The sequence below is a fragment of the Rhodococcus sp. AD45-ID genome (assembly GCF_003023755.1).
Taxonomy (GTDB): Bacteria; Actinomycetota; Actinomycetes; order Mycobacteriales; family Mycobacteriaceae; genus Rhodococcus_F; species Rhodococcus_F globerula.
In genome coordinates this window covers 1,176,731-1,203,032 of the sequence record NZ_PYHL01000001.1, presented here as the reverse complement: position 1 = coordinate 1,203,032, position 26,302 = coordinate 1,176,731, and the positions used below count along the sequence as shown (strand labels likewise).

Here is a 26,302-nt window from a genome sequence, read left to right as displayed (position 1 = left end):
GGCTACGAAAAATCGCGTTGGACGCGCAACGTCGCGATAGTGGTAGCCAAGCCGTCGTATTGGGTGACCAGCAACGTGAATTCGATGAGCCGACGGTCGTCGAGGTGCTGGGACAACATGTTCCAGGTCACGTCGGTGACGTCTTTGGTGGTGACCAACTCGTCGACCGCGGTCAAGATCGCGTGGTGACGAGAACTCAACCCGGAAGCGTTGGGGCCCTCGATAATTCGGGCAAGCTCCTGGGCGTCGATTCCAGCCTTTCGGCCGAGCCTGATGTGGTGATCCATTTCGTAGTCGCACTGCCTCAGGTGTGCGACGCGCAGGATGATCAATTCGGTGTCGTGGCGTGAGATCCTGCCGCCGGGCATCAGTGACCCGGAGTAGTGCAGCCAACCTCGGAACAGGCCGCCGGTCCGACCTAACGTGCTGAACAGGTGTGCGTCCGGTGCGCCCGCGGCTTTCGAGAGGACACGCCAGATTCCCCAGTTGATCGGGCCAAGTTCTTTGAATCGGCCTGGCTGGATGCGTGCGTTCATGACGCGTACTCCTCGAGTGTCGTGGGTTGATACGACGCTAACACTGCCCGGAATCGGATTACGGCAACCAGCGCGGCAAGTGCGGCGAGAACGAGCATCGGTATCGACGGTCCCAGGCTCGGTTCGAGGACAACCAGCAAGACCGGCAGTCCGAAGCCGAGGTACGTGCCGACGTAGAAGATGCCCGTCAATGTTCCGCGTGACGCCGGTGGCGCAAGGGTTTCGAGGTCGAGGAGACCACTACGCAGGCACAGGCCATATGCGGTTCCGAGCGTGAGGGCGCACACGACAAACAGGGCAAGCGGCGGGTGGGCTCCGCCGGCTGCGACGAGGCAGTATCCGAGCGCGGCTAGTCCGGCACCGGCGCTTCCGGCCTGCCTGCCCCAATCGCGATGACGGGCAATGGTTTGAACGATGATGCCCGCGCCGAGTGTGAGTGCTGCGGCTATTCCGGGGAGTAGTGGTCCGGAGTATCGATCGCCGAGTCGCGCGGACATCGTCACGAATGAGACTGTCGCACTGGCAAACACCCAGGGCGCGAGCGGTAGCGCCCAGATCAAGGCCGAGCGGACGGATCGTTCCCCGTCGGCCGGTAACGGGAGCGCTGCCGAAGGTGAGGTCCGTGTTCGACTCCACATCGCCGCGGCGGCAACGGAACAGACGGACAGCAGCGCCGAGACGACAAAGGGCGTGGCCAAAGGAAAGGCCGCGAACTGGGCCATCAGGCCGGAGAACAAGGGACCCAAGGCAAAACCGGAAGTGAGGACAACGCCGGCCATCACGGTTCCGGCTTTGCCGCGCAGATCAGCGGCCCAGGCTGTGCCGGCGCCGATTGCCAGACCGGCGCCGACGCCGACCACAAGACGGCCAACCAGGAGGCCGGAAGTGTTGTGCCACAGCAAGAGAAATACCGTGCCCAGCGACGCCACCAGAGCTCCTGGCAGGACAACGGCTGCTCGTCCGACACGATCGGACAGCGCACCACCGGTCAACAGTCCGGGCAGCAGACCCAGCGCGTAGATGCCGAACACGCCGTCGAGAACGGCGTGCGAGAGTCCCTCGTGCTCCCGCAGTACCGGGATGAGGGAGGCAAAGTGGTTGGCGGCCCACCCCGTCGACAGAAGTACGGCAAGTACCGAGATGAACCCGCGACGGGATGGATCGCCCATGCCCGGCAGCTTAGGCGGGCACCAGGTTGCTGACGTCGGCGAGTAGTTCGAACGTGCGCAGCCACGCGGCGCGGTTGGTGCCGGTGGAGACGGTGATCAACTCGTCGGCCTGCGCGTGCTCGGTGAATTCGTCCAGGTACGTGCGGACTTCTGCGGGTGTGCCGACGGCGCTGTACCTGGCCATTTGCAGAACCTGTTGACCGGCGGGGGAGTCGAGCAACATGTCGGCCTCGTCGTCGGTGAACGTGCGGCCGCGGCCGAGGAGCAAGCTGACGCGGTTGCGCTTGGATTCGAGGAACTCTTGCTGAGCCTGCTCGGTGGTATCGGCTGCGATGACATTGACGCCCGCGATCACGTACGGCTCCGCCAACTGTTCCGACGGCTTGAACTCACGGCGGTAGATGGTCACGGCGTCGCGAAGAGCGTTGGGCGCGAAGTGTGACGCAAACGCGTAGGGAAGGCCGAGCATCGCGGCCAGTTTTGCGCCGAACAGTGACGAACCGAGGATGTAGAGGGGGACATGGGTGCCCTTGCCTGGCACCGCGCTGATGCCCGGAATGCGCGAGGTGTCGCCAAGATATCCCTGAAGTTCGAGGACATCCTGCGGGAAGCTGTCGGACGAACTGGGGTCGCGGCGCAGGGCCTGCATCGTCTTCTGATCGCTGCCGGGTGCGCGGCCGAGGCCAAGATCTATGCGTCCAGGGTGCAGTGTCTCGAGCGTGCCGAACTGTTCGGCAATGGTGAGCGGTGCGTGGTTGGGGAGCATGATGCCACCGGCGCCAAGTCGGATCTTGGTGGTGTGAGCTGCAACGTGGCCGATCAGGACACTGGTCGCGGACGACGCGATGGAGCCCATGTTGTGGTGCTCGGCGTACCAGATTCGCTGGTAGCCCCACTCCTCGGCTCGCTGCGCCAGCGTGACACTGGCGTCGAAGCTGTCTTTGGCGGTCTCGTTCTGGCCGATGTGCGCAAGATCGAGGATGGAGAGTGGAACCGACATGAAGTGGGCACCTTTCGAGGCGGCAGAAAACAGTTGTTGTGAGGTGCAACCGCCGCGAGTGCATTCCTATTTCCTCACCACCCGAAAAATCGAAACGCGCCCTTCAGTATCGAACCGCACTTGCCAGTGCCGCCAACGACAACGCCTGCCGCGCGTGCTCGACAACCACGAGCCTGCCGTCGTCGATGTGCGTCCGCAACGACTCGAACGCTTGTGGCAACTTGTTGTCGAGAACAAGTTCAGCTATCGCGATGTGCTCGTCGATCGTCGCTTCGATCCCGGCCGGTGTCAGGTAGTCGAACATCCGTACCGGCCGGATTTTGGCATTGACGGTTGCCAAGGCCTCCGTCAGTGCGGGGTTTCCGGCCGATACAAGTAGTGCCGTGTGGAACTCCTCGTCGAGGGTGACAAAGCTGGAGTCCGGTTCGAGTGAATGGGTGCGCAACGCATACCACTTTTCGAGTTCAGCGCCCAGAATATCTGCGTCGTGCCGGGCGTACTCCGTGTCGATGACTCGGCGAATTCCCTGCAGTTCGAGCAATATTCGTAGCTCGTACAATCCGTTGAGATCTTCCAGGCGTGGCCGGTACGGATACAGCCCATGCTCGCCGCGTTGAACCAAACCGTCGGATTGCAAGCGGGCCAGAGCTTCTCGAACCGGAGTTCTCGAAACTCCGTAGATCTGCGCGAGCCGCTCCTCGCTAAGTCGTTCCGTCGGCGTGATCTTCCCGGCCATCAGATCGGCCCGGATCGACTGATACACCTGATCCCGCAGCGATCCGGTCGAATGTTCGACGGCGGACATGTCAGATGGCCATCGCTCGTCGGACGGCATCGGTGGATGTGGTGCCTCCCTCTCCGGTCGACGTCACATGACCGGCCGCGAGAACGCTGTAGTGCTGCGCTGACTGGAGCGCGAACCCGATGTGCTGTTCGACCAGGAGGACTCCGAGATCGCCGCGATTGGTGAGGTCGATGATGGTGCGTTCGATCTCGGCGACGACGTTGGGTTGGATGCCTTCGGTGGGTTCGTCGAGGATCAGAATTTTCGGTTCGGTGATGAGGGCGCGGGCGATGGCGAGTTGCTGTCGCTGCCCACCCGACAGCAAGCCGGCTCGGCGGTCGAGCAGTGTGGTCAGCGCGGGAAACATATCCAATGCTTCTGCAATCAGCGCCTTTCCGCGTTTGCGGCCGTCCGCGACAACCTGAAGGTTCTCGGCCGTGGTGAGTTGGCCGAAGGATTGTTGTCCTTGGGGGACATAGGCGAGGCCGCGGGTAACGCGGGCGCTCGGGCGCAGTGTCGTGATGTCTTCGCCGTTCAGGAGGATCGTTCCACTGGTCGGTTTGATCAACCCGACAGCGGCTCGGAGCAACGTCGTCTTTCCGGCGCCGTTGTGGCCCATGACGGCGGCGACACCGTTGCCCGGAACGGTGAGCGAGATTCCGTGGATGACCTCGGTGCGTCCGTATCCGGCGCGGACGTCCTTGATTTCAAGCATGATTCACTCCTCGCCGTGAGGCACAGCCGCAGCGGTGCCGAGGTAGACCTCTTGGACTTTGGGATCGGCCTGAACCTGCGCGACAGTTCCTTCCGCAAGAACCTTGCCTGCTGCGAGGACGGTGACCGAGGTGGCAAATGCTCGCATGAAGTCCATGTCGTGCTCGACGACAACCACGGTGCGCGCACCACCGATACGACGCAGGAGGTTGCCGGTTTCCTCGCGTTCTTCCAGGCTCATTCCGGCGACGGGTTCGTCGAGCAGAAGTACCGAACAGTTCTGTACCAGAAGCATTCCGATCTCGAGCCACTGCTTCTGCCCGTGCGCGAGGATGCCGGCGGGTGTATCGCGTAGAGCTTCGAGTCCGGTGGTTTCGAGGGCTTCCTCGATCTCGGGGAGAACGGATTTGCGGGTGCGCAGCAACTCCCACGGGGAGCGGCCCGCACCGGCAGCGATGTCCAGGTTTTGCAGAACGGAGAGTTCTTCGAAGACGCTGGCGGTCTGGAAGGTGCGCCCGACCCCGAGGCGGGCGATCTTGTGAACCTTCTTGCCCAGCAACTGTTCACCGGACTTGGTGATCGAACCCGTCGCCGGTACCAGTCCGGTGATGGCGTCGACAAGGGTGGTCTTTCCGGCGCCGTTGGGGCCGATCAGAAAGCGAAGGTCACCCTGCATCAGTGTCAGGTCCACACTGTCGACGGCCTTGAACCCGTCGAAGCTGACACTCAAGTTCCGCACTTCCAGGTATTCGGAAGACATTCCGGCATTGCCGCCCAATACGGGGTTCGGTGCGCTTGTGTCGGTTGTACCGGTGCTGGTCATACGGACACCTCCACAGTTTCCGGTTCGCTGATTTTCGGTGTTTCGGGGGTGGTCTTTTCACGCTTGCGGCGGTGGCGCAGGAGCGCAAAGAGTCCGGCGACTCCGGCGGGGAAGAACCCGACGACGACGATGAACATCAGACCCTGGGCATAGATCCAGCCGGACGGCATCTTCTCGGAGAAGGCCGACTGAGCCCAGGCAACACCGATGGCACCGAGCACGGGGCCGAGAAGCGTTGCGCGGCCGCCGATCGCCACGCCGATGAGGAAGGCGATGGAGGGAACGATTCCGACGTCGGCGGGGGAGATGATGCCGACGATGGGCACGAACAACGCTCCGGCGATACCGGCCAGGAATGCGGCGGTGACGTAGGCGACCAGCTTGATGTTGGCAGGGTCGTATCCGAGGAAGCGCACGCGCTCTTCCTGATCTCGCACTGCGACAAGCAGTTCACCGTAGCGCGAGTTCATCAGCTGCCGGATCAGGGCGACGGAGGCGAGGAGCACTCCGGAGGCGATGAAGAACAGCATCTGCTTGTTGGCGGGGTCGTTGAGGTTGAAGCCGAAGAACGTGCGGAAACGGTTGAGTCCGTTGCTGCCGCCGATGGTCTGCTGACCGATCAGCAGGATGGCGAATGCCGCTGCGAGAGCTTGCGAGAGGATCGCGAAGTATGCACCCTTGACGCGTCGTTTGAACACGCCGAGTCCGAGGAGAAACGCGACGGTCGCGGGCAGGAACAGTACCGCGAAGATCGCAACGAACGGGGAGGCAAACGGCTGCCAGTAACCGGGCAGTTCGGTCTTGCCGGCGATCGCCATGAAATCGGGTACCGCGTCACCTTTGAGTTCGGCGTCGGCGATCTTGAGGTGCATTGCCATGACGTAGGCGCCGATGCCGAAGAACACACCTTGGCCGAGGGTGAGCATTCCGCCTCTGCCCCAGGCGAGTCCGATGCCTACTGCGACGATCGCGAAGCACAGGAACTTTCCCAGCAGGGAGAGTCGGAAGTCGGAGAGCACGGCTGGGGCCAGTCCGAACAGGATGATCGCGGCGACGGCGAATCCGCCCCAGACCCGGATTCGGGGATTGGTCAGGACGCTCATACGAGGCTCCTTGTCTTGACTGCAAACAGTCCCTGGGGACGCACTTGGAGGAAGACGACGATGATGACGAACAAGATGACCTTGGCAATCGATGCGGTGGTGGAGTACTCGATGAAGGAGTTCAGGATGCCGAGTGCAAACGCGGCGATCACTGCGCCCTTCATCTGTCCGAGTCCGCCGACGACCACAACCAGGAACGCGTCGATCAGATACGACTGCCCGATGGTCGGGCTGGTGGAACCGATCAGGGTCAGGGCGACACCGGCAACGCCGGCGAGTCCGGATCCGAGGAAGAAGGTGGTGATATCGGTACGGCGGGAAGATATTCCGCTGGTCTCGGCCAGATCTCGGTTCTGGACTACGGCGCGGATGCGCCTACCCATCGACGACTGCTTGAGTGCCAGCGACAATGCGATCACTGCCGCGATTGCCAGCACCAGAATGAAGATGCGGGTTTTCGGAACTACGGCGCCGAGGATGTCGACACCGCCCGAAAGCCAGGACGGTGCGGTGGTGTTGACGGCAGGCGCACCGAAGATGTCGCGCGCCAACTGCTGAAGGATCAGTCCGACGCCGAACGTCACCAACAACGTGTCGAGCGGGCGGTGGTACATCCGTGACACCAGAAGCACTTCCAGGGCCACACCCATCAATCCGCCGACGATGAAACCGACCAGTAGAGAGATGATCAACGAACCGGTTGCATTGGAGATTACCTGCTGTACAACGTAGGCCGTGTACGAGCCGGCCATGATGAACTCGCCGTGGGCCATGTTGATGACACCCATTTGGCCGAACGTGAGCGATAGTCCCAATGCAGCCAACAACAGAATCGAGCCGATGCTCAAACCTGTGAACAGCTGTCCGATCACAACATCCATGACAGACGTTCCACCTCTCTACCAGTCGGTTTCATTGCGGTCAGGTTGTTACTTGCTGGCGCCGAGACCCGAGGCCCACGGGTAGCTCTCGAGGTACGGGTCGGGCTCGATCGGCTGACCGGAATCCCAGACGGTGTAGATCAGTCCGTCGCTTCGGATTTCGCCGATGCGGGCGGTCTTGGTGATGTGATGGTTGTCGCCGTCGATGGTGACGAGGCCTTCGGGGGCTTCGAAGGTGACGCCGTCGGCGTTGTCCTGAATATCCTTGACAGCAAAGGAATTAGCCTTCTCGGCTGTGTTCTTCCACAGGTACACCGAGGTGTATGCAGCTTCCATGGGGTCGGACGTCGGCTTGTTCTGGCCGTACTTCGCCTTGTATGCCGCGACGAACTTGTTGTTTTCCGGGGTGTCGATGGTCTGGTAGTAGTTCCAGGCCGTCAGCTGTCCTTCGACGTTCTGCACGCCGATGCCGCCGACCTCTTCCTCTGCGATGGACACCGAGACAACCGGCATGTCGGCCGGCTTCAGCCCCACATTGGTGTACTCGCGGAAGAACGCGACGTTCGAATCGCCGTTGAGCGTGTTGAATACGGCGTCGGCGTCAGCCGTGCGGACCTTGTTGACGATGGTGGAGAAGTCGGTCGAACCGAGCGGCGTGTAGTCCTCGCCCTTGATCTCGATGCCGTTTGCTTCCGCGTACGCCTTGATGATGCGATTGGCGGTCTGTGGGAAGACGTAGTCACTTCCGACCAGGTAGAGGGACTTGACGCCCTTTTCCTTCAGGTAGTCCAGTGCCGGGATGATCTGCTGATTGGTCGTAGCGCCGGTGTAGAAGATGTTCTTGGAATCCTCGAGGCCCTCGTACTGAACGGGGTAGTAGAGGAGCGAATTATTGTCTTCGAAGACCGGGAGCATGGCCTTACGGCTCGACGACGTCCAACCGCCGAAAACGGCTGCGACACAGTCGCTGCTGATGAGCTTCTCCGCCTTTTCTGCGAATACCGTCGGCTCGGATGCGCCGTCCTCGGCGACGATCTGAACCTTTTTGCCCAAAACGCCACCGGCGTCGTTGATCTCCTGAACTGCGAGTGCAATCGAATCGCGCACTGTCACTTCACTGATGGCCATGGTGCCGGACAACGAGTTGAGTGAACCGACCTTGATCGTGTCGCCGGAGGTGTCGACGCACGATGCTGCCGTGGTGTCACCCGACGTCGTATCAGAGGCTTTGCTTCCGCAACCGGTGAGTACCAAACCCAGAGCTGCAAGAGCTGCCGGAGCGGCGAGGGTGCGCTTCGAGAAGGTTCGCATAGACGGGCCTTTCGTCTTCATGACTTCAGTACCTGGCTTTTCACCTACGTGAAAACAGGCGCGTGGCTACAGGTACATGGCTTCGGGGAACGGACTACCGGATGTGATGTATCCGGCTCGCGTATACGGCGTTGTATTCGTCGATGCGGATGAGCGTAGGGAGAACTTGTTTCTGAAAGAAATAGACTCGATCACCATCGTGTGTCCGATATGACGGTTTGATGAACGAGTGCTCACTCCGCAGGTCAGAGCAGGCTCGGTGTTAGCATCCTCGATATTCGATCAAGCATTCGCTTGACGATTGATGAGGGGATTAGACCAGTGCGTTCGACCCGACGGGAAGAGATACTCACTCACGCGGCAAAATTGTTCAGCGAGCGTGGTATCGCGGCAACGACGGTGCGAGATATCGCCGACGAGGTCGGAATTCTGTCCGGAAGCCTCTATCACTACTTCGAATCCAAGGATGCGATGGCGCACGAAATAGTCGTGCGTTTCCTCGAAGATCTCAACATCAGATACGAGGACTCGATCGAACCTGGTGGATCAGCTCGCGACCGGTTGGCCTCCATGGTCGAGGTGTCGTTCAATACCGCGCTCGACCACCCATACGCCACCGAGGTCTATCAAGGCGAAGCGATCCTGTCGTCCCAGCCTTCCGACGCGCCGATCACCGTTGCGGTCCATCAGGCGCACAGCTACTGGCGCACGGCAATTGCGAGTGGGATTGCAGACGGGGAGTTTCGCGAAGACATCGATCCTGAACAGTTTCATCGGTTGATGCGGGAGTCGGTGTGGTCGACGGTGGCTCAATACCGTTCACAGTTGGCCGAGTTGGCGCCGGAACTGCAGCGGAATTTGATCCTTGTGTTTCTCGACGGTTTTGCCCGCCGCGGAGACGGTTCCACAGCGCTCGCTCGGGTGAAGGCCAAGACTGACAATGTCGACGTTGCACCGCCGGTCGGCGAGGTTGCCGAACTGCGTTCGGACGTGGACGAGTTGAAGTCGGTGATCCGCGATCTGAGCACCGCAATTCGTGATCTGCAGGCCGAACAACGGGGCTGATCGCTCTCTGTTACGGCGGTTTTGACTATCTATGTGACCCAGTGCATACTTCTGCCCAGCGTCGTGAATCAAGCGCTTGTTTGATTTACCAAATATCGTTTGGACAGGAGTGGGATGTGAGACTCGCGAAGGCAATAGCCTTAGCCGCGGCAGTCGTGCTCGGGGCAGGTGCGTGTGCATCTGCTGGAGTCATTCCGGACAACGAGATCGTGATCGGGCTGGACGAGGATTCGACGGGCCCCGGTGCGTCGTACAGCACCATCGCGGGCAAGACGGTCCGCCTCAGCGTCGACTTGATCAACCAGGCAGGTGGGATCAACGGCAAGCCCGTCCGCCTGGTTGTCGAGAATGACGAGAGCAGTCCCACCAAGACGCCGTCGATCATTCGTAAGTTGGTCGATCAGGGCGCAAGTGCCGTCATTCTGGCGACCGGCAGCGGCTCGGTCCTGCAGGCGAAGTCGATTCTCGAGCAGTCGAAGATCCCGGCGATTGCACCCGTTGTCCTCAGCGACGCGTTTGCTTCGCCTCCTGGCAACGACTATTCGTTCATGATTCCCAACTCGCTCAAGCAATACGCCGAGGTGTATTGCGGAGCGTTCGAGAAGCTGGGCTACCGCTCACTCGGAATCCTCGGTGATGCAAGCGCTTCCATCGACGGCATCATCAAGACGCTGCGTCCGGCGCTGGAGAAGTGCGCAACGGTCACTGCCGTCGAGAAGGCTCCGGTAGACGCCGCGGACCTCACGGCGCAGGTGTCGCGACTCGCGGAGACGAAGCCTGACGCCATTCTTGTGGCCAGCATCGGTGGGCACTTCGAGATTCTGGCGCACAACACACTTTCGAAGATCGTTCCCGAGACGCAACGTTTCTCACTGGCCTCCATCGGAAACCAGCCGGCGTCGTGGGCTTTGGCCGATCCGAAGGCCCTGAGTGGCATGGTCTACATGGGATCGCTCAGTGCCGACAATGCGCGAACTGCGGAGTTGACCGAGAAGGTCCGGGCGGTCAAGGGCGCCGACTATCAGTTGACCGCCTACGACGCGCAATCGTACGACGCGGTCATGATGCTGGCGAAGGCCATCGAGATTGCCGGTGATCATCAGGACCGGACCGCCGTTCGTGATGCACTCCAGCAGGTTTCGGGTCTTCCCTCCAGTTTCGGCCAGGACGATTTGACACTGTCCTTCAGCCCGGGCGACCACTTGGCCCCGGACAGCCTGTGCGGACTGGTGCTCATCGAATTCGGTGACGACAACAAGCCCGCCCATCCGTGGGATTCCTATCAGCCCCCGTGCGGATAACCGAGGAGCTTTGACATGACAGACGCACAACTCTGGCTTGCAGCCATCGAGATCGGTGCTTTCTTCTCGTTGATCGCCCTGGGGATGTACCTCGTGGTGGTCGGCGCGGATTTCTTCAACTTCGCGATGGGTCCGTACGCCATGGCAGCGGCTATGGCGAGCAGTTGGATCGCGGTCAATCACGGGCTGGCGCTGTGGTTGGCCATGCCACTGGGAATTGCTGTTGCAGTGGCGCTTTCGGTGCTGACCGAAAAGCTGGTGGTGAAGCAGGTTCAGAAGCGTTCGGGGCGCGGTGAGCTGCCGGCCTTGGTAGCCGTGACGGCGGTGCTCTTCGGTATTCAGCAGCTTGCGGGAACCGTATTCGGGCGTACGCCGTTGCCGGGGCAGAAGATCTTCGACTTCGATCCGATCACCGTTGGCGGCGCAACGCTCGACAGCGCGACTGTAGTTCTGATCGTGGCGACTGCGCTGGTGTTCATCGGAATCGGACTGTGGCTGAACAGGTCTACCGCCGGCCGGTTGCTGCGCGCCGTGGGCGACAACCCTGAGGCAGCACGGGTACTTGGCTTGCCGGTCGACCGTGTTCGACTGATTGCCTTCACACTCGCGGGCGTCATCGCCGCGATCGCCGGACTGTTGTTCGCTCCCAAAGCCGGCGTGCAGTTCACCAGTGGATTGTCCTGGACGCTCACCGCATTCATCGCGCTGGTCATCGGCGGTACCGGGCGTAGCTGGGCACCGCTGATCGGCGGAATGTTGCTGGGCATCGTCCAGGTGTTCGCGCCGTACTACTTCGGTGCCAGCGCCGCACAGACCGCGATCCTCCTGATCGCACTGGTCTTCTTCGCCTTCCGCCCGGAAGGTCTGCTCTCGAGAAAGGTGCGCGTCTGATGGGTGCGATAACCACACCTCGCGCGATCAGGTCGCGAGCGCGGCTCGGCAACGTGTCGCGAGAAGCCCTGATTACGGTGACAGTTGTTGCCGTACTTCTCCTGTGGATGGGGCCCAGCCTGTACCGCCAGGACCTTATCTTCCTGGCCGCGACGTACTCGCTGATCGCACTGGGGATGTATGTTCCCTTCGTTCTGGCAGGTTCCCTGTCGATGGCCTACAGCGCCTACGCGGCGATCGGGGCTTACGCGGTTGCCTTGATGTCGGTGAAGACCGGGATGTCGATGTGGTGGGGGTGGCTCATCGGCGCTCTGGTCGCGGCGTGTGTGGCAGTGCTGCTCAGTCTTGCCACGCAGAAGCTTTCCGGGTTCTACCTCGCCGCTGTGACTCTACTGTTCGGAATTGCCTTCGAGCACTGGCTCATCGACGGACCGAGTTTCACCGGCGGTTCGGCGGGAATCTCGGGCGTCGCGGCTCTCACGATGTTCGGCTGGGAACCACCTCGTTATGCGTTGGTCGTTTTCGCGATTCTGTTCGTCTGCGTCATCGCCGTTGCGGTCGATCGACTACGGAAGTCCGTGTGGGGCCTGATGTTGCAAGCTTCGCGGGACAATCGGAACGTCGCCAGGGCATCCGGTGTCAACCCGATGCATCTGACCGTCGTGGCACTGGCTATCGGCGCGGCAATCGCGTCGACCGGGGGATCGCTCTTCACCGTCTCGGTTCAAGCGGTGACGCCGGAAACCTTCACCCTCAGCATCGTCTTCCTTGCCATCTTCATGCCGATCATCGGTGGCCGCGGTTCCGCGTGGGGTGCACCGCTCGGCGCTCTCATCGTGGTGATCGTGACACTCAACATGCCCGGCTATCAGGGCAGTGGTGAACTCTTGCTGGCGGGTGCGGTTCTGGTCATCCTGATCGTCGCGCCTGGCGGCGTGATCGGTTGGTCTCGCGCGTTGATCAACCGTCTGACTGCTACCTACCAGGAGCGTGATTCCCGATGACCGATTCGTTGCTCGAGGTTCGTGGGCTCCACAAGTCCTACGGCGGTGTGCGTGCCGTCGACGACGTGTCGTTCAGTGTCGGTCGCGGTGAGGTGATCGGTCTGGTCGGACCGAACGGCGCCGGCAAGACAACACTCGTCGACTGCATCTTCGGTACCCAACAAGCCGATTCCGGAACGGTCACGCTGGCCGGTAAGTCCCTGAGCGGCCCGTCGGAACGTCGTGCCAGGCAGGGGCTCTCGCGTACGTTCCAGCACCCGCAGTTGGCACTCGAACTCAATGCCGTCGACAACATCATCCCGGGACTCTACGGGCACCGGATCTCGTCGCCGCTGCACTCGCTGTGGTGGGCGATCAAGGGCCCGTTCGAGAACTGGGACAAAGCGTCGGACCAGGCTTCGGCGCTCGCGCGGGAGTATTCGATCAGCGACACCGAAAGCGCGTGCGGGGATCTGAGTCTGGGAGCGCAGCGGTTGGTCGAGGTTGCGCGTGCGATGGCCACCGGTCCGGAAGTGCTGCTCCTGGACGAACCGTTTGCAGGCGCGGATCACGACGGCATCGACGCTATTTCGGGCGCTGTCCGTTCCATTGCCGCGCAGGGCAAGGGTGTTGTTCTCGTCGATCACAACGTCGACCTCATCGCAGAACTTGCGACAACGGTTGTCCTGCTGAACTTCGGCGGCGTCGCGTTTTACGGTCCGCCGCAGGACTGCCTGTCCAGCGACGCGATGCGTGAGGTGTATTTCGGTTCCGACGACGAAGAGGGTGTGAGCAATGCTCGAGGTCGATAAGGTCACTGTCCGTTACGGATCGGCCATCGCGGTACGCGACGTCAGCTTCGTCGCTGCCCCCGGTCAGGTCACCGCGCTGGTCGGACCCAACGGTGCGGGCAAGACTTCTCTGATGGGCGCGATCTACGGTTCCGTACCGGCGTCCGGCCGGATAACCGTCGATGGCCGCAGTGTCGAGAAGATGTCGGCACTCGAACGCGCACGCAGCGGTTTTGCTTATGTTCCGCAGGGACGGCAGTTGTTCATGCGCATGTCGGTCCGCGAAAATCTACGCGTGGGTGCCGATCTTCTAGGTCTGAACGCGGACGCAGCGGATTCGGCTTTTGCGCGCTTTCCCATTCTGAAGGACCGCGCCGAAAGCTTTGCCGGGGTACTCAGTGGTGGTGAGCAGCAGATGCTGGTTCTGGGCCGGGCGTTGCTGGCAAAACCGTCGTTGCTGCTACTCGACGAGATGATGACCGGCCTCGCGCCCAAGATCGTGGCTGAATTACGCACGCTTGTAGGACAACTGGCATCGGAAGGGGTTACGGTGATTGTGGCCGAGCCCGCTTTGTCAGCATTGAAGGCGGTCGTGGACCGTGGGTACGTGATGCAACGCGGCGAGATTGTGCGCGAATGCGATTCCGCCGCTTCGCTGGATGCTGCTTACAAATTGTCGATGGGCGTGCACAGCGCCGAGGGGAGATGAACGACGATCATGCAGGAACCCACAACGTTGGACGTGGCAATCGGCGAGTTTGCCCTCGATCCGGATCGATTTTCCGGCGTCAGTATCAGTGAAATAGTCCGTCACTGGTCGGAGACCATTCCGGACCGCACGGCCTTCATCACCCCGACTTCGCGAATTTCGTGGGCGCAGTACGACGCGGCCGCGGACGCCATTGCGTCGGCACTCGAACTTTCCAGTGAGGGATACGGGCATGTAGCGGTGCTGCTTCCGGACACCATGGTCTTCCACGCCGCGCTGTGTGCCGCGTACCGGACCGGCCGGGTGGCCGTGGGAATCGGGTCGCGATCCGGGCTCCGCGAGATCTCGCATCTGATCGAACGTTCCGACGCCACAGTTCTGGTGACGACGCGATCTTTGCGCGGCGTCGACACCACGGAGTTGATCTCACAACTGCGACAGGCGCATCCCGCCCTCGACGTGGTGTTTGCCGACGACACCGGAGCCGTGAGTTTCGAACGGGCCGCCGCGGTGGGAGGTGTTGTCTCTCTTCCCGTGCCGAAGCGGGTTTTCGAGGCCTCGAGCCCGACCTTCTCGACGGCTGCCGTGTCCATGCTTAACTCGACGTCCGGTACGACCGGACTTCCGAAGCTGGTAACTCAGACGGAAGATCGGTGGGTTGCATTCTCCGAGATCGGCGCAGAGGCAGCCGATGTCGGACCGGAAGAAGTCTTCCTCGGGGCGGTTCCGGCTCCCTTCGGTTTCGGCCTGTGGACGTCGCATTTCCTGCCCGCGTTGCTTGGCGCCCCCAACGTGGTCATGGAGCGATTCGACGTCGCGGTGATGATCGATCTCATCGAACGTGAAGGCGTCACCGTGTTGAACTGTGTGAGTACACAATTCAAGATGCTGTTGCGATCCGACGCCGCTGCGAGCGCAAACCTCGATACGTTGCGCGTCATGTTTACAGGGGGAGAGGCGGTTCCGTACTCGGAGGCGCTGGCATTCGAGGAACGAACCGGAGCAGCAGTGCTGCAATTCTACGGTTCCAACGAAACCGGAGCCGTCTCCGTCACCACCGTCGACGACGACTCCGACACCAGGCTGCGTACCTGTGGTCACGTCATCGACCGGATGCAGGTTCGGGTATTCGACGACGCCGCAAAAGAAGTGGTCGGATCCATGCGCCGCGGGCAACCGGCGGTCAACGGACCGTTGATGTGTCAGGGCTACTGGGGCGACGTCGACGCCAACAACGAGCTGTACACCGAAGACGGCTGGATGCTGCTCGGCGACATCGTCGAAATCGACGAGGACGGTCGCGTCCGCGTTGTGGGTCGTAAGGCCGACATCATCATTCGCGGTGGCAAGAACATCTCCGCCGTCGAAGTCGAGGAATACGTCCGTGCGCACCCGCTGGTGGATTTGGTTGCCGCGGTCGGCGTCGACGACGCTCTGTTCGGGGAAAAGGTGTGCGCCGTTGTCGTGACCACGGACAGTGAGGCACTGTCCGCGGCAGAGCTCACCGAGTGGATGCGTGAGCAGGGCATCACTCGCGAATACATTCCGGAGTATGTGATGACGCTGGCGGAGTTGCCTATGGCAGCCGGCGGAAAGGTTGCCAAAGGCGCTGTCAAGGAACTTGTGCGCGAGAAACTGGCTGAGGCGATCTGTTGATCCGGCGGCTTCGACGGTGTCGGGTTAGTCTGATTCGGACCTAGCGCCGAGCTGTCAGGACTCCGATGCCATATCGACTCAGGACACCGATGTCCCATCGACTCAGGACACCGATGTCCCATCGACTCAGGACTCTGCTTCGCAGCCCGAAGCCCGGCGCGCTGATTGTGCGCTGGGTCTTCGGCCGTGACGCAGCAAAGGTCACCGACAAGCTGCGCAAACACGCGCCGGGAGGCGTCGACGCCATTCGGGATCAGTACTATCGCACCGATGATTCCGACGCCCGACTGGACGTGTATTTCCCGGCTGGTACGCAGACCGCGCTCCCCACCGTGGTGTGGACACACGGCGGTGCCTGGATTTCCGGCAACAAGTCCAACAACGCCACGTACTACGAGTTACTTGCCTCGCGCGGTTTCACCGTGGTGTCGCTGGACTACTCCATCGGACCGGAGCATCGGTATCCGACGGCGATCGGTCAGCTCAACGACGCGCACGCATATATCCTCGCGAACGCCGAGAGGTTGCACGTCGATCCGTCGAAGATATTTCTGGCCGGTGATTCGGCAGGTGCTCAGTTGTCGAGCCAATTGGCAACGATCATCACCAATCCGGAGTACGCGGACCTTGTCTGTGTGAAGCCGGCCTTGCATCCGGATCAACTGCGCGGAGTTGTGCTGAACTGCGGAATCTACGATGTTGCGAACATGGTAGGTGGCCCCGGCATCATCGGCTGGGGTGTCGATCGTTCGCTGTGGGCCTATACCGGTGATCGCCTTTTTGTCGATAGCACAGCGGCGCAACAGATGTCGACGCTCCATCACGTCACGGCCGATTTCCCGCCCGCCTACATCAGTGGCGGCAATGCCGACCCGCTGACAGATCGTCAGTCGAAACCTTTGGCCGACAAGCTGACTGGATTCGGCGTCAAGGTGGACACGTTGTTCTTTCCGGAAGATCACGAGCCGCCGCTCGGACATGAGTACCAGTTCAACCTCGATGGTGCAGACGGTGTGGTGGCGTTCGAGCGCACCGTGGATTTCCTGTCGGCGCGGGTTGATTGATCGTATCCCCTTGTTCTGCTTGAGAATTTGACAATCCCGGCAATCTGGTCGTCGATAATTGACAGGCAATTCCCAGGAACCGCATCTCCGCTAGCCTTGTGCCCGATGCTGTTTCCGACGCCCAGGAGTTGCCGTGCCCAAGTCGTCCACACGTCGATCGCCCAGGTGGGCGCTCGGCCTGTTGAGCGCGGTGTTCACGCTGATGATTATCGGCGGATTGGCGACGTACTTCAGCCCATGGCCGGGGACGTTGGCAATGCGGTGGATGGCGGAAGGAAGTGCAGATTCGGTTTCTGCGACGCTGTCGGAGTTGGCTCCGTCCGGCGTCGAGACGCGTACCGATGTGACCTACCGCGACGGCGATCCGGATGCCCTACTCGACGTCTACTTCCCGGATTCGGCGTTGGCAGCGCTGCCAACACTCATCTGGACTCATGGTGGTAGTTGGATCTACGGCGACAAGGAAGATTACTCGGGCTACTACAAGAGTCTTGCCGGCCAAGGGTTCACGGTCATCTCCCTGGACTACTCTCTGGGCCCGGACGCGACGTACCCGACAGTGCTCCATCAACTGAACGACGCCTATCGGTACATCACCGACAATGCGGAGCAGTTGCACGTGGATCCGAACGCACTCTTCCTCGGCGGCGATTCTGCGGGCGGCCAGATCTCGAGCCAGATTGCTGCAATGATCACCGACCCGGTCTACGCCGCCGAAGTCGGAGTCACGCCGAGCCTGTCGCCGCAGCAGGTCCGGGGCGTCGTCCTGGACTGTGGCGTCTTCGATATGTACGAATTCCTCGATCCCGACGGCAGATTCGGGTGGACGGCAGACCGCGAATCCGTTTGGGCCTACACCGGGACCAAGGACTTCGAGAACTCACCGGCGGTCAGGCAGATGTCGACGATAAACATCGTCACATCGGCTTTCCCCCCGACCTTCATCACCGGCGGCAATGCTGACGAACTGACCGCCGGCCAGTCGAAACCTTTCGCTGACAGACTCCTTCGTCTGGGTGTCGACGTCGACGCGCTCTTCTACCCGGATGACTACGAACCGGCGCTCGAACACGAGTACCAGTTCGATCTGGATACTCCCGACGGGCAGATCGCGTTCGATCGCACGGTTGCATTCCTGCGTGCGCATTCGCAGTAGCGTCGAGCCTCTACCGAATTACGTACGGCGAGATCGAGCTTCGATGCTCGCTGATGTCCAAGGCCTTGCCCAATGGAGGGAAAGCGCGCTGGGGGCAGTTCAAGCGTTCGCACACCCGGCAACCCGAACCGATCGGTGTGCCGGGATTGGACTCGTCCAAGTCCAAGCCGTCGCCGTAGACGAGACGGTGGGCATGGCGGATCTCGCAGCCCAACCCGATGGCAAAGATCTTCTGGGGCTGACCGTATCTCGCGGCCCGACGCTCCACTGTGCGTGCCACCCACAGGTACCGTCTGCCGTCAGGCATCTGGGCAATCTGCGGCATGATCTTGCCCGGGTAGGAGAAGGTTTCGTACACATTCCACAGGGGGCACGTGCCGCCGCTGGTGGAGAAGTGAAAACCGGTGGCGGACTGACGCTTCGACATGTTTCCGGCGCGGTCGACGCGGACGAACATGAACGGGACACCGCGCAGTTTCGGTCTCTGCAACGTCGACAGTCGGTGGCAGATCGTTTCGTAGCTGGCAGAGTAGAACGCTGACATACGTTCGATGTCGTACCGGAAATCTTCGGCCACATCGTGAAACTGTCCGTAAGGGAGGACGGTAGCCGCGGCGAAGTAGTTGGCCAGCCCGAGGCGAGCCAGCGACACCGATTCCTCGCTGGTGAAGTTGCCTTCGGCGACGAGGGAGTCGAGTAGGTCGTTGTGTTCGAGGTAAGCGAGCTCGGTGGCGAACTTGAATACCTGCTGACCACCGGAGAGGTGCGACGAGATCTCGAGGACCCGGTTCACGGGGTCGTACCGATGCAGAATGTTCTCGCCGAGGTCGATTCGGCGAACGATCTGCACGTCGTGAATCGTTTCCAGACGGCGGGCGATTTCGCCCGCGATGTCGCCACGGTGGAAACGCAGGCGTGACGTCAGTTCTTCCGCGGCAGTATCAAGATCGTGGATGTAGTTCTGCCGTTGGTAGAAGTAGTCGCGGACTTCCTCGTGGGGCATCGTGATGGAACCACTGCCGCTGCCGTCCGAAAAGCGATCCTCGGTGGCCGCGGCCAGCTGCGCCGTGGTGTTGCGGAAGCGGCGGTGCATGTTGACCATGGCCTTCGCCAACCCCGGATGGCTCGACACCATCTCGGCGATCTCGTGCGCGTCGGCGTCGATCCCCATTTCCTGATCGAGAGCCACCTCGCGCATCTCGGCGATCAGTCGAGTGTCGTCCTGCGACGAGAAGAAGGTGGTGTCGACACCGAACACCTCGCTGATCCGCAGCAGGACCGGCACCGTCAGCGGGCGGACGTCGTGCTCGATCTGGTTGAGGTAACTTGCCGATATTTCGAGCGTCTTTGCCAACGACGCCTGGCTCAGCCCACGCTCGGTACGCAGTTGGCGGAGCCGGACACCGACGAAGGTTTTCGACATTCAGCCAGGATACGAGGGGTGTAGGAAGTTCGCAAACTTGTGTTTGCAGACTTAACCTAGGCTTTGTTCTCGGCACGCGGAGCACCCATGCCGGGATCGATCTGGAACGGACCGTTCGCAGACGGGGCAAGTGGGAAGTCGAAGATCGCGGTCGGGAGATACACCGTCGAGCAGGAGTTCGGAATATCGACGACGCCGGAGAGCCGGCCTTCGATCGGCGCGGCGCCGAGTAGCAGATATGCCTGCTCCGGTGCGTAGCCGAACTTCGTGAGGTATTCGATCGCGTGCAGGCAGGCGCGCTGGTAAGACAGATGGGAGTCGAGATACTTCTGCTCACCGTCCAGCGTCACGGATGTGCCCGAGAATGCCAGCCACTCGGAGTACTGCGGATCTGTGTTGCCCGGCATGAAGATCGCATTCTCGGATACCCCGTAGGTGTCCATGCCGCCTTTGATGATGTCGACGCGCAGATCGATGAAGCCGCCCATCTCGATGGCGCCGCAGAAGGTGATCTCACCGTCGCCTTGGGAGAAGTGCAGGTCGCCGACGGACAGGTTCGCTCCGTCGACAAATACGGGGTAGAAGATTCGGCTGCCCTTGGTCAGGTTCTTGATGTCCTGGTTGCCGCCGTTCTCGCGCGGGGGAGCTGTGCGGGCAGCCTCGCCGGCAACACGCGTGTAGTCGTCGCCGGTGAGGGTGCCGAGTACGGCGTCACGGGGCTCGGGTGGAAGTGCCAGCGGGGGAACGCGATTGGGATCGGTGGCAATCAATGCACCTTCGCGGGCATTCCACTTGGCGAGCAAGGCCGCTGACGGCGCAGTGCCCATGAGTCCCGGGTGCACGATGCCGGTGAACGACACGTGTGGGATATGGCGCGACGTAGCGGTCTGTCCCGAGAAATCCCATACCGCTTTGTATGCGTCGGGGAACTGCTCGGTGAGGAATCCGCCGCCGTTGTTACGTGGGAAGATGCCGGTGTACCCCCAGCCCTGGCCGGCCAACGGTCCCGAATCTTCTTGGGGGATAGGGCCGATGTCGAGAATGTCGACGATCAGGAGGTCGCCGGGCTTTGCCCCTTCGACGGCAAACGGGCCGGAAAGCGTGTGCACGGTGGTGAGGGGCGCATTGAGGATGTCGTCCGCGGAGTCGTCGTTGTGAATGGCACCGTCGAACCACTCGCGGCAGTGAACACGGAACGCATCGCCCGGCTTCACCGTTACTGCGGCCGGAATATCAGGGTGCCAGCGGTTATGGCCGACGATGGCCTGCTCGGTGAACTTCTTGGTGGAATCGAGGGGGAACAGCAACTCCGGCATGTGAACTCCTCATCATCGAAGGTGATACTCAGGGGCGAGGTAGCTTGCGGTGCAACGGATTAGACGTAGTCGGGGTGACGGTGCGGCGAGTGCCCGGTAGTGAGCCGTTGACCACTGCCGGCTCATGGGCGGATCGCGCAGTGGCGTCGAGTAGTCCCATCGCGGCAGAGGATGCGTGACTCAATCTCGGTGTGGACATCACGCGTCGGGAATCAGCGGAGCATTGTGGGCACACAATCGACGAGGGAACCTCGGCCATCGCAAACGACCGTTCGAGCGGTCCGCAGCCGGTGCAGCGAAACTCGTACAGGGGCATGGCCGTCACGCTAGTGGAGGTTGGCGTCGGCGGCAGCGGAACGGCGAGCCCAGGTGCACACAAGTGTGCGAAATCAGGCCGAAGCGCACGTTTCGAGGCAACTTGTGTGCAATAAATCCCGCCTGCGCACGGTGAATCTGCGAATTCCACCCAGACGGGCGTGATTGCGGTCACTTCGAGTCACAAAATGTTGCTGGGAGTGATGCTGGAGTTGCCCATCGGCGGCGCGCTTGCGTCGTCGCAGTAGGTTGCGTGCATTTCGTTCACAGCCTGCAGTTTCTTGCTACCGGCCAGTAGGAAACCTGCCCGATTGGCGAGGTTTGAACCCCTCTCGATCTTCACAGTCTTAGCAAAGTGTGTTGAAAAGCTAGCGAAGATTGGCATTAGCAACAGGTAGACGGCACTTTTTCGATGTGTCATTCTCGATGAGTACACAAAAAGGGCCTGGCAAGGATGTGAAGCAGTACGCACGTACCGCTCACAACGGGCCGGACCAGTAGATCAAAGAGATGGAGTCTTGATGTCGACCACCGGCACCCCGAAGACCGCAGCAGAGCTTCAGCAGGATTGGGACACCAACCCTCGCTGGAAGGGCGTAACTCGTAACTACACGGCCGATCAGGTCGTCAAGCTCCAGGGCACCGTCGTCGAGGAGCAGACCCTCGCTCGCCGCGGATCCGAGATCCTCTGGGATCTCGTGAACAACGAGGACTACATCAACTCCCTCGGTGCACTTACCGGCAACATGGCTGTGCAGCAGGTTCGCGCCGGCCTCAAGGCCATCTACCTCTCCGGCTGGCAGGTTGCCGGCGACGCTAACCTCTCGGGCCACACGTACCCGGACCAGAGCCTCTACCCGGCCAACTCGGTTCCGACCGTCGTTCGTCGCATCAACAACGCACTGCTGCGCGCCGACGAGATCGCCAAGACCGAGGGTGACACCTCCGTCAGCAACTGGCTCGCTCCGATCGTTGCCGACGCCGAAGCCGGCTTCGGTGGCGCTCTCAACGCTTACGAGCTGCAGAAGGCCATGATCGGCGCCGGCGCAGCCGGCGTTCACTGGGAGGATCAGCTCGCTTCGGAGAAGAAGTGCGGCCACCTCGGCGGCAAGGTGCTCATCCCCACGCAGCAGCACATCCGCACCCTGACCTCGGCTCGTCTGGCTTCCGATGTCGCGGACGTTCCGTCCGTCATCATCGCCCGCACCGACGCTGAGGCCGCAACCCTCATCACCTCCGACGTGGACGAGCGCGACCGCCCGTTCCTCGACGGAACCCGTACGGCTGAAGGCTTCTACGGCGTCAAGAACGGCATCGAGCCCTGCATCGCTCGCGCCAAGGCTTACGCACCGTACGCAGACCTCATCTGGATGGAGACCGGCGTGCCGGACCTCGAGGTTGCAAAGAAGTTCGCCGAGTCTGTTCGCAGCGAATTCCCGGACCAGCTCCTGGCCTACAACTGCTCCCCGTCCTTCAACTGGAAGGCACACCTGGACGACGCGACCATCGCGAAGTTCCAGAAGGAGCTCGGCGCGATGGGCTTCAAGTTCCAGTTCATCACGCTCGCAGGCTTCCACTCGCTCAACTACGGCATGTTCGACCTGGCCTACGGCTACGCCCGTGAAGGTATGACGGCATTCGTCGACCTGCAGGAGCGCGAGTTCAAGGCTGCCGAAGAGCGTGGCTTCACCGCCATCAAGCACCAGCGTGAGGTTGGCGCCGGCTACTTCGACACCATCGCCACCACGGTTGACCCCAACACCTCGACGGCAGCTCTCAAGGGCTCCACCGAAGAGGGACAGTTCCACTAAGAACTGACATCGGGTGGGGGAGAGGCTCGGCTTCGGGTCTCTCCCCTGCTTGTATCACCGCACTACTTCTCTTTCGTCTTCAAAGCAGTTCCGATTGCGCCGGCCATCAGCGTCGACGCGGTTCGAAGTGCTTCCACAGCTACACCTCCACCAGACAAACTCCACGAGACAAACAAGGAGCTGACGTGACCAGCGAAAAAATTCAGCGCGTCGGCGTTATCGGCGCCGGAATCATGGGTGCCGGAATCGCCGAGGTGTGCGCCCGCGCACATGTCGATGTTCTGGTCTTCGAGCAGACTCGCGAGCTTGCAGCAGCCGGGCGTTCACGCATCCTGCGTTCGCTCGACCGCGGCGTGAGCAGCGGAAAGATCACAGAACGTGAGCGTGAGCAGGCCGCATGGCGTCTGCGTTTCACCTCCGATCTGGGAGATTTCGCGGACCGCCAGCTCGTTGTGGAGGCCGTCGTCGAAGACGAGAAGATCAAGAGCGAAATCTTTGCCGAGCTCGACGCGGTCGTGACGGATCCGGATGCGGTTCTCGCGTCCAACACGTCGTCGATCCCGATCATGAAGCTGGGTATCTCGACCAAGCGTCCCGAGCGAGTCATCGGTATGCACTTCTTCAACCCGGTGCCGGTTCTGCCGCTCGTCGAACTGGTGACGACGCTCAAGACCAGCTCCACGGTGTCGCAGCGCGCCGAGGCTTTTGCCAGTGACGTCCTTGGCAAGCAGGTTGTCCGCAGTGCCGACCGCTCCGGCTTTGTCGTCAACGCCCTCCTGGTGCCGTACCTGCTCTCGGCCATCCGCATGGTCGAGTCGGGCTTCGCCACCAAGGAAGACATCGACAAGGCAACGGTTCTCGGCCTCGCGCACCCCATGGGTCCGCTGGCTCTGACGGACCTGGTCGGACTCGACACCGTCAAGTCCATCGCCGACTCCATGTACGAAGAGTTCAAGGAGCCGCTGTACTCCGCCCCGCCGCTGCTCCTCCGTATGGTCGAGGCCGGTCTGACGGGTAAGAAGTCCGGCGCAGGGTTCTACGAGTACACCGACAACGGTCGTTCCGCCAAGCAGGCAAGCTAAGGCCAATGGCCCTGTGCGCCTTTCTGGTAGTTCCGGCTACCACAAAGGCGCACAGGGCGCTTGCGCCCCTCGGTTAGAAAGGTCGACCGCATGTCCAGCAGCACTGCAGCATTCGGCTCCAGCGTCCTGGGGTACCCGCGCATCGGGCCGCGGCGGGAGCTCAAGCGTGCCCTCGAGTCCTACTGGCACGGCAATTCCGACAAGGACGCACTTCTCGCGGTTGCCAAGGAACTTCAGGAATCGACCTGGAGCGAATTGGCTGCAACGGGATTGAGCCAGGTTCCCGGCAATACCTTCTCGTTCTACGATCACGTTCTCGACAACGCCTTGCTGTTCGGCGCCGTGCCCGAGCGGTTCAAGCCGCTCGAAAGCGCTTTGGACCCACTCGATTTCTACTTCACGATGGCGCGTGGACGTCCCGACTTCCCGCCCCTGGAGTTGGTCCGGTTCTTCGGCACCAACTACTACTACCGTCAGCCCGAGATCGACGCCGCCACCGAGTTCTCACTCCACTCGGAGGCGTTGCTCGACGAATTCGAGCGCGCCAAGGAACGAGGCATCGAACTGCGTCCCGTGATCATGGGACCGGTGTCGTTGCTTCTGCTCTCCAAGGTGGGGCCGGCAACCGAAGCGGTCGACGCCGATTTCGCGCCGCTCGATCGACTCGACGATCTACTTCCCGTGTACGAGAAGCTGTTCGAGCAGTTGGCCAAGGCCGGCGCAACATGCGTTCAGCTGGACGAGCCTTCGGTGACGGAGGATCGCTCGGCAGAAGAGCTCGATGCGCTCAAGCGGGCGTACGAGAAGCTGTCCACCGCGCCGCTGCGTCCGCGTCTGCTGGTCACAGGACCGTACGGCAAGTTCGGCGAGGCTCTGAACATCCTGGCTGCCACCAAGATCGAGGCATTCGGGCTGGACCTCGTGCACGGCCGGATCACGGCCGAAGAACTGGCTGCGGTTCCCCATATCAAGCGCAAGCGGATCTACGCCGGTGTGGTCGACGGCCGAAACGTCTGGCGAGTCGATCGTTTCAACACCTTGACGTACCTCAACGAGCTCAAGGACGTTGTCCCGGATCTTGTTGTCTCCACGTCGTCTTCGCTGCTGCACGTGCCGTACGACGTGCTCTCCGAGTACGACATCCCGGGAGACGTCGCGGATCGTCTGGCCTTTGCCAAGCAGAAGGTCGGCGAGGTCGTGACACTTGCGAAGGCCCTCACCGAAGGTCCGTCGGACAAGTGGCGCAAGCGTCCGACAAAGGTGCACTTCAAGCTCAAGCACGCCGTGCGAGCTCGGGTCAACGCAGTCAAGCCCGAAGATCGTATCCGCGCTCCGTACGAAGAGCGTCGTAAGGCTCAGCAGGAACGGTTGAACCTGCCCTTGGTGCCGGCTCAGACATTGGGCTCGTTCCCGCAGACCAACGAAATCCGCCAGGCACGTTACGAACTCGGCGAGGGTCGGTTGGAGTGGGACGACTACTACAAGCGCATCCAGGAAGAGATCGAACGCACCATCCGCCTGCAGGAGGACATCGGACTCGACGTCCTCGTGCACGGTGAGCACGAGCGCAACGACATGGTCCAGTACTTCGCCGAACTGCTCGAAGGGTATGCCTTCACGCACAACGGTTGGGTGCAGGCATACGGATCTCGTTGCACGCGTCCGCCGATTCTCTACGGAGACATCGCGCGTCCGAAGCCGATGACGGTCGAATGGATTGCGTACGCGCAGTCGCTGACCGACAAGCCGGTCAAGGGCATGCTCACCGGACCGGTCACCATGATCGCCCGTTCTTTCGTCCGTCAGGATCAGCCGCTCTACGAAACGGCAGAGCAACTGGCCCTTGTCATTCGGGACGAAATTGCAGATCTCGAAGCGGCCGGCATCGCCATCATCCAGGTGGACGAGCCTGCAATTCGTGAACTGCTGCCGCTACGTGAGGACGGCCGGGAGGCCTACCTGGAGTGGGCCGTCGACGCGTTCCGTCTGGCAACAGGTGGAGCGAAGCCGGAAACACAGATCCACACGCATCTGACGTACTCCGCTCGGTCGTCGGTGGTCGACGCCATCGAACGGTTGGACGCCGATGTGACGGCGATCGTCGCGACCCGCTCCATCACGTGGGTGCTCGACGCACTGAAGGAAGGCGCGCTCACACACGGCGTCGGACCCGGTGTGTACGAGTCCCGTTCGGCGAGGATCCCGGATATCGACGAACTCGACGAATTGCTCACGGAGGCAAGCGAATCGATTTCTCTCGATCGTTTGTGGGCAAACCCGGACGGTGGGCTCAAGACCCGCCATCCGTGGCAGCTCGAGCCGTCACTGCGCAACTTGGTTGCGGCGGCGAGACGACTGCGTCGCCGGGCCGAGAACGCTCAGGATACCGACAACTAGACAAATCGGTACAAGAAGGGA

Annotated in this window: 24 protein-coding genes; 12 read left to right on the top strand and 12 right to left on the bottom strand. The window is 61.5% G+C overall.

Going from position 1 to position 26,302, the window contains the following annotated elements:
• Positions 1-2 precede the first annotated feature (2 nt).
• From C7T36_RS05470 to urtA, 9 genes are all read right to left on the bottom strand, one after another.
• The gene (locus tag C7T36_RS05470; protein WP_045063963.1) at positions 3-536 is read right to left on the bottom strand and encodes a carboxymuconolactone decarboxylase family protein; all 534 of its coding nucleotides are present in this window, start codon (positions 534-536) and stop codon (positions 3-5) included.
• Positions 533-1,705: an MFS transporter gene (locus C7T36_RS05465; RefSeq protein ID WP_045063961.1), complete on the bottom strand. Its 1,173-nt coding sequence runs from the start codon at positions 1,703-1,705 to the stop codon at positions 533-535. The genes C7T36_RS05470 and C7T36_RS05465 overlap by 4 nt, the downstream gene beginning before the upstream one ends.
• A gap of 10 nt (positions 1,706-1,715) precedes the next feature.
• Positions 1,716-2,705 (bottom strand): LLM class flavin-dependent oxidoreductase, encoded by a 990-nt coding sequence (locus C7T36_RS05460; protein WP_045063958.1) that lies wholly within the window; start codon positions 2,703-2,705, stop codon positions 1,716-1,718.
• A gap of 103 nt (positions 2,706-2,808) precedes the next feature.
• On the bottom strand, positions 2,809-3,510 hold the full coding sequence (locus tag C7T36_RS05455; protein WP_045063956.1) for a GntR family transcriptional regulator: 702 nt from the start codon (positions 3,508-3,510) through the stop codon (positions 2,809-2,811).
• 1 nt (position 3,511) lies between these two features.
• A complete protein-coding gene (gene urtE, locus C7T36_RS05450) occupies positions 3,512-4,204 on the bottom strand; it encodes an urea ABC transporter ATP-binding subunit UrtE (protein WP_033235557.1) in 693 nt (230 codons plus the stop codon).
• 3 nt (positions 4,205-4,207) lie between these two features.
• Entirely contained in the window at positions 4,208-5,026 is an 819-nt protein-coding gene (gene urtD, locus C7T36_RS05445; RefSeq protein WP_033235556.1) for an urea ABC transporter ATP-binding protein UrtD, read from the bottom strand.
• Positions 5,023-6,129, bottom strand: a complete 1,107-nt coding sequence (gene urtC, locus C7T36_RS05440; protein ID WP_045063953.1) for an urea ABC transporter permease subunit UrtC — start codon at positions 6,127-6,129, stop codon at positions 5,023-5,025. The genes urtD and urtC overlap by 4 nt, the downstream gene beginning before the upstream one ends.
• The gene (gene urtB / locus C7T36_RS05435; protein ID WP_033235554.1) at positions 6,126-7,010 is read right to left on the bottom strand and encodes an urea ABC transporter permease subunit UrtB; all 885 of its coding nucleotides are present in this window, start codon (positions 7,008-7,010) and stop codon (positions 6,126-6,128) included. Before urtB ends, urtC begins: the two co-directional genes overlap by 4 nt.
• Positions 7,011-7,058: 48 nt before the next feature.
• Positions 7,059-8,321, bottom strand: coding sequence for an urea ABC transporter substrate-binding protein (gene urtA, locus C7T36_RS05430; RefSeq protein WP_033235553.1), 1,263 nt, complete (start codon positions 8,319-8,321; stop codon positions 7,059-7,061).
• A gap of 321 nt (positions 8,322-8,642) precedes the next feature.
• On the opposite strand from urtA, the gene C7T36_RS05425 reads away from it, so the two are divergent.
• From C7T36_RS05425 to C7T36_RS05385, 9 genes are all read left to right on the top strand, one after another.
• On the top strand, positions 8,643-9,386 hold the full coding sequence (locus C7T36_RS05425) for a TetR/AcrR family transcriptional regulator (RefSeq protein ID WP_045063950.1): 744 nt from the start codon (positions 8,643-8,645) through the stop codon (positions 9,384-9,386).
• Positions 9,387-9,502: 116 nt separating this feature from the next.
• Positions 9,503-10,687 (top strand): ABC transporter substrate-binding protein, encoded by a 1,185-nt coding sequence (locus C7T36_RS05420; protein ID WP_045063948.1) that lies wholly within the window; start codon positions 9,503-9,505, stop codon positions 10,685-10,687.
• A 15-nt stretch (positions 10,688-10,702) separates the two neighbouring features.
• Positions 10,703-11,578, top strand: a complete 876-nt coding sequence (locus C7T36_RS05415; protein ID WP_033235550.1) for a branched-chain amino acid ABC transporter permease — start codon at positions 10,703-10,705, stop codon at positions 11,576-11,578.
• Positions 11,578-12,582 (top strand): branched-chain amino acid ABC transporter permease, encoded by a 1,005-nt coding sequence (locus C7T36_RS05410; RefSeq protein ID WP_045063945.1) that lies wholly within the window; start codon positions 11,578-11,580, stop codon positions 12,580-12,582. The genes C7T36_RS05415 and C7T36_RS05410 overlap by 1 nt, the downstream gene beginning before the upstream one ends.
• A complete protein-coding gene (locus tag C7T36_RS05405) occupies positions 12,579-13,373 on the top strand; it encodes an ABC transporter ATP-binding protein (RefSeq protein ID WP_045063942.1) in 795 nt (264 codons plus the stop codon). Before C7T36_RS05410 ends, C7T36_RS05405 begins: the two co-directional genes overlap by 4 nt.
• Positions 13,357-14,061: an ABC transporter ATP-binding protein gene (locus C7T36_RS05400; RefSeq protein WP_045063940.1), complete on the top strand. Its 705-nt coding sequence runs from the start codon at positions 13,357-13,359 to the stop codon at positions 14,059-14,061. Before C7T36_RS05405 ends, C7T36_RS05400 begins: the two co-directional genes overlap by 17 nt.
• A gap of 9 nt (positions 14,062-14,070) precedes the next feature.
• Positions 14,071-15,717, top strand: a complete 1,647-nt coding sequence (locus C7T36_RS05395) for a class I adenylate-forming enzyme family protein (protein ID WP_045063938.1) — start codon at positions 14,071-14,073, stop codon at positions 15,715-15,717.
• Positions 15,718-15,830: 113 nt separating this feature from the next.
• Entirely contained in the window at positions 15,831-16,781 is a 951-nt protein-coding gene (locus C7T36_RS05390; protein WP_239654590.1) for an alpha/beta hydrolase, read from the top strand.
• Positions 16,782-16,914: 133 nt separating this feature from the next.
• Positions 16,915-17,937 carry an alpha/beta hydrolase gene (locus C7T36_RS05385; protein WP_045063933.1) on the top strand — a complete coding sequence of 341 codons (1,023 nt, stop codon included), beginning with the start codon at positions 16,915-16,917 and terminating at the stop codon, positions 17,935-17,937.
• A gap of 10 nt (positions 17,938-17,947) precedes the next feature.
• Here C7T36_RS05385 and ramB read toward each other — a convergent pair whose 3' ends face one another.
• The 3 genes from ramB to C7T36_RS05370 are packed head-to-tail and all read right to left on the bottom strand — an operon-like array spanning position 17,948 to position 20,992.
• Complete coding sequence (gene ramB / locus C7T36_RS05380; RefSeq protein ID WP_033235543.1) at positions 17,948-19,360, bottom strand: acetate metabolism transcriptional regulator RamB; 1,413 nt, start codon at positions 19,358-19,360, stop codon at positions 17,948-17,950.
• 56 nt (positions 19,361-19,416) lie between these two features.
• Positions 19,417-20,676 carry a formamidase gene (fmdA, locus tag C7T36_RS05375; RefSeq protein ID WP_045063930.1) on the bottom strand — a complete coding sequence of 420 codons (1,260 nt, stop codon included), beginning with the start codon at positions 20,674-20,676 and terminating at the stop codon, positions 19,417-19,419.
• Between the two features lie 28 nt (positions 20,677-20,704).
• Positions 20,705-20,992, bottom strand: coding sequence for an FmdB family zinc ribbon protein (locus tag C7T36_RS05370; RefSeq protein WP_072782287.1), 288 nt, complete (start codon positions 20,990-20,992; stop codon positions 20,705-20,707).
• A gap of 520 nt (positions 20,993-21,512) precedes the next feature.
• On the opposite strand from C7T36_RS05370, the gene aceA reads away from it, so the two are divergent.
• From aceA to metE, 3 genes are all read left to right on the top strand, one after another.
• Positions 21,513-22,802: an isocitrate lyase gene (gene aceA / locus C7T36_RS05365; RefSeq protein ID WP_003941533.1), complete on the top strand. Its 1,290-nt coding sequence runs from the start codon at positions 21,513-21,515 to the stop codon at positions 22,800-22,802.
• Between the two features lie 185 nt (positions 22,803-22,987).
• The gene (locus C7T36_RS05360) at positions 22,988-23,884 is read left to right on the top strand and encodes a 3-hydroxybutyryl-CoA dehydrogenase (RefSeq protein ID WP_033235540.1); all 897 of its coding nucleotides are present in this window, start codon (positions 22,988-22,990) and stop codon (positions 23,882-23,884) included.
• 90 nt (positions 23,885-23,974) lie between these two features.
• Positions 23,975-26,281: a 5-methyltetrahydropteroyltriglutamate--homocysteine S-methyltransferase gene (gene metE, locus C7T36_RS05355; protein WP_045063926.1), complete on the top strand. Its 2,307-nt coding sequence runs from the start codon at positions 23,975-23,977 to the stop codon at positions 26,279-26,281.
• Positions 26,282-26,302 lie beyond the last annotated feature (21 nt).

What these genes read in the sequence shown, in the direction of transcription:
- C7T36_RS05470 (WP_045063963.1), bottom strand. Translation starts at nt 536, where the DNA reads ATGAACGCACGCATCCAGCCAGGCCGATTCAAAGAACTTGGCCCGATC.
- C7T36_RS05465 (WP_045063961.1), bottom strand. Translation starts at nt 1,705, where the DNA reads ATGGGCGATCCATCCCGTCGCGGGTTCATCTCGGTACTTGCCGTACTT.
- C7T36_RS05460 (WP_045063958.1), bottom strand. Translation starts at nt 2,705, where the DNA reads ATGTCGGTTCCACTCTCCATCCTCGATCTTGCGCACATCGGCCAGAAC.
- C7T36_RS05455 (WP_045063956.1), bottom strand. Translation starts at nt 3,510, where the DNA reads ATGTCCGCCGTCGAACATTCGACCGGATCGCTGCGGGATCAGGTGTAT.
- urtE (WP_033235557.1), bottom strand. Translation starts at nt 4,204, where the DNA reads ATGCTTGAAATCAAGGACGTCCGCGCCGGATACGGACGCACCGAGGTC.
- urtD (WP_033235556.1), bottom strand. Translation starts at nt 5,026, where the DNA reads ATGACCAGCACCGGTACAACCGACACAAGCGCACCGAACCCCGTATTG.
- urtC (WP_045063953.1), bottom strand. Translation starts at nt 6,129, where the DNA reads ATGAGCGTCCTGACCAATCCCCGAATCCGGGTCTGGGGCGGATTCGCC.
- urtB (WP_033235554.1), bottom strand. Translation starts at nt 7,010, where the DNA reads ATGGATGTTGTGATCGGACAGCTGTTCACAGGTTTGAGCATCGGCTCG.
- urtA (WP_033235553.1), bottom strand. Translation starts at nt 8,321, where the DNA reads ATGCGAACCTTCTCGAAGCGCACCCTCGCCGCTCCGGCAGCTCTTGCA.
- C7T36_RS05415 (WP_033235550.1), top strand. Translation starts at nt 10,703, where the DNA reads ATGACAGACGCACAACTCTGGCTTGCAGCCATCGAGATCGGTGCTTTC.
- C7T36_RS05410 (WP_045063945.1), top strand. Translation starts at nt 11,578, where the DNA reads ATGGGTGCGATAACCACACCTCGCGCGATCAGGTCGCGAGCGCGGCTC.
- C7T36_RS05405 (WP_045063942.1), top strand. Translation starts at nt 12,579, where the DNA reads ATGACCGATTCGTTGCTCGAGGTTCGTGGGCTCCACAAGTCCTACGGC.
- C7T36_RS05400 (WP_045063940.1), top strand. Translation starts at nt 13,357, where the DNA reads ATGCTCGAGGTCGATAAGGTCACTGTCCGTTACGGATCGGCCATCGCG.
- C7T36_RS05395 (WP_045063938.1), top strand. Translation starts at nt 14,071, where the DNA reads ATGCAGGAACCCACAACGTTGGACGTGGCAATCGGCGAGTTTGCCCTC.
- C7T36_RS05390 (WP_239654590.1), top strand. Translation starts at nt 15,831, where the DNA reads ATGTCCCATCGACTCAGGACTCTGCTTCGCAGCCCGAAGCCCGGCGCG.
- ramB (WP_033235543.1), bottom strand. Translation starts at nt 19,360, where the DNA reads ATGTCGAAAACCTTCGTCGGTGTCCGGCTCCGCCAACTGCGTACCGAG.
- fmdA (WP_045063930.1), bottom strand. Translation starts at nt 20,676, where the DNA reads ATGCCGGAGTTGCTGTTCCCCCTCGATTCCACCAAGAAGTTCACCGAG.
- C7T36_RS05370 (WP_072782287.1), bottom strand. Translation starts at nt 20,992, where the DNA reads ATGCCCCTGTACGAGTTTCGCTGCACCGGCTGCGGACCGCTCGAACGG.
- aceA (WP_003941533.1), top strand. Translation starts at nt 21,513, where the DNA reads ATGTCGACCACCGGCACCCCGAAGACCGCAGCAGAGCTTCAGCAGGAT.
- metE (WP_045063926.1), top strand. Translation starts at nt 23,975, where the DNA reads ATGTCCAGCAGCACTGCAGCATTCGGCTCCAGCGTCCTGGGGTACCCG.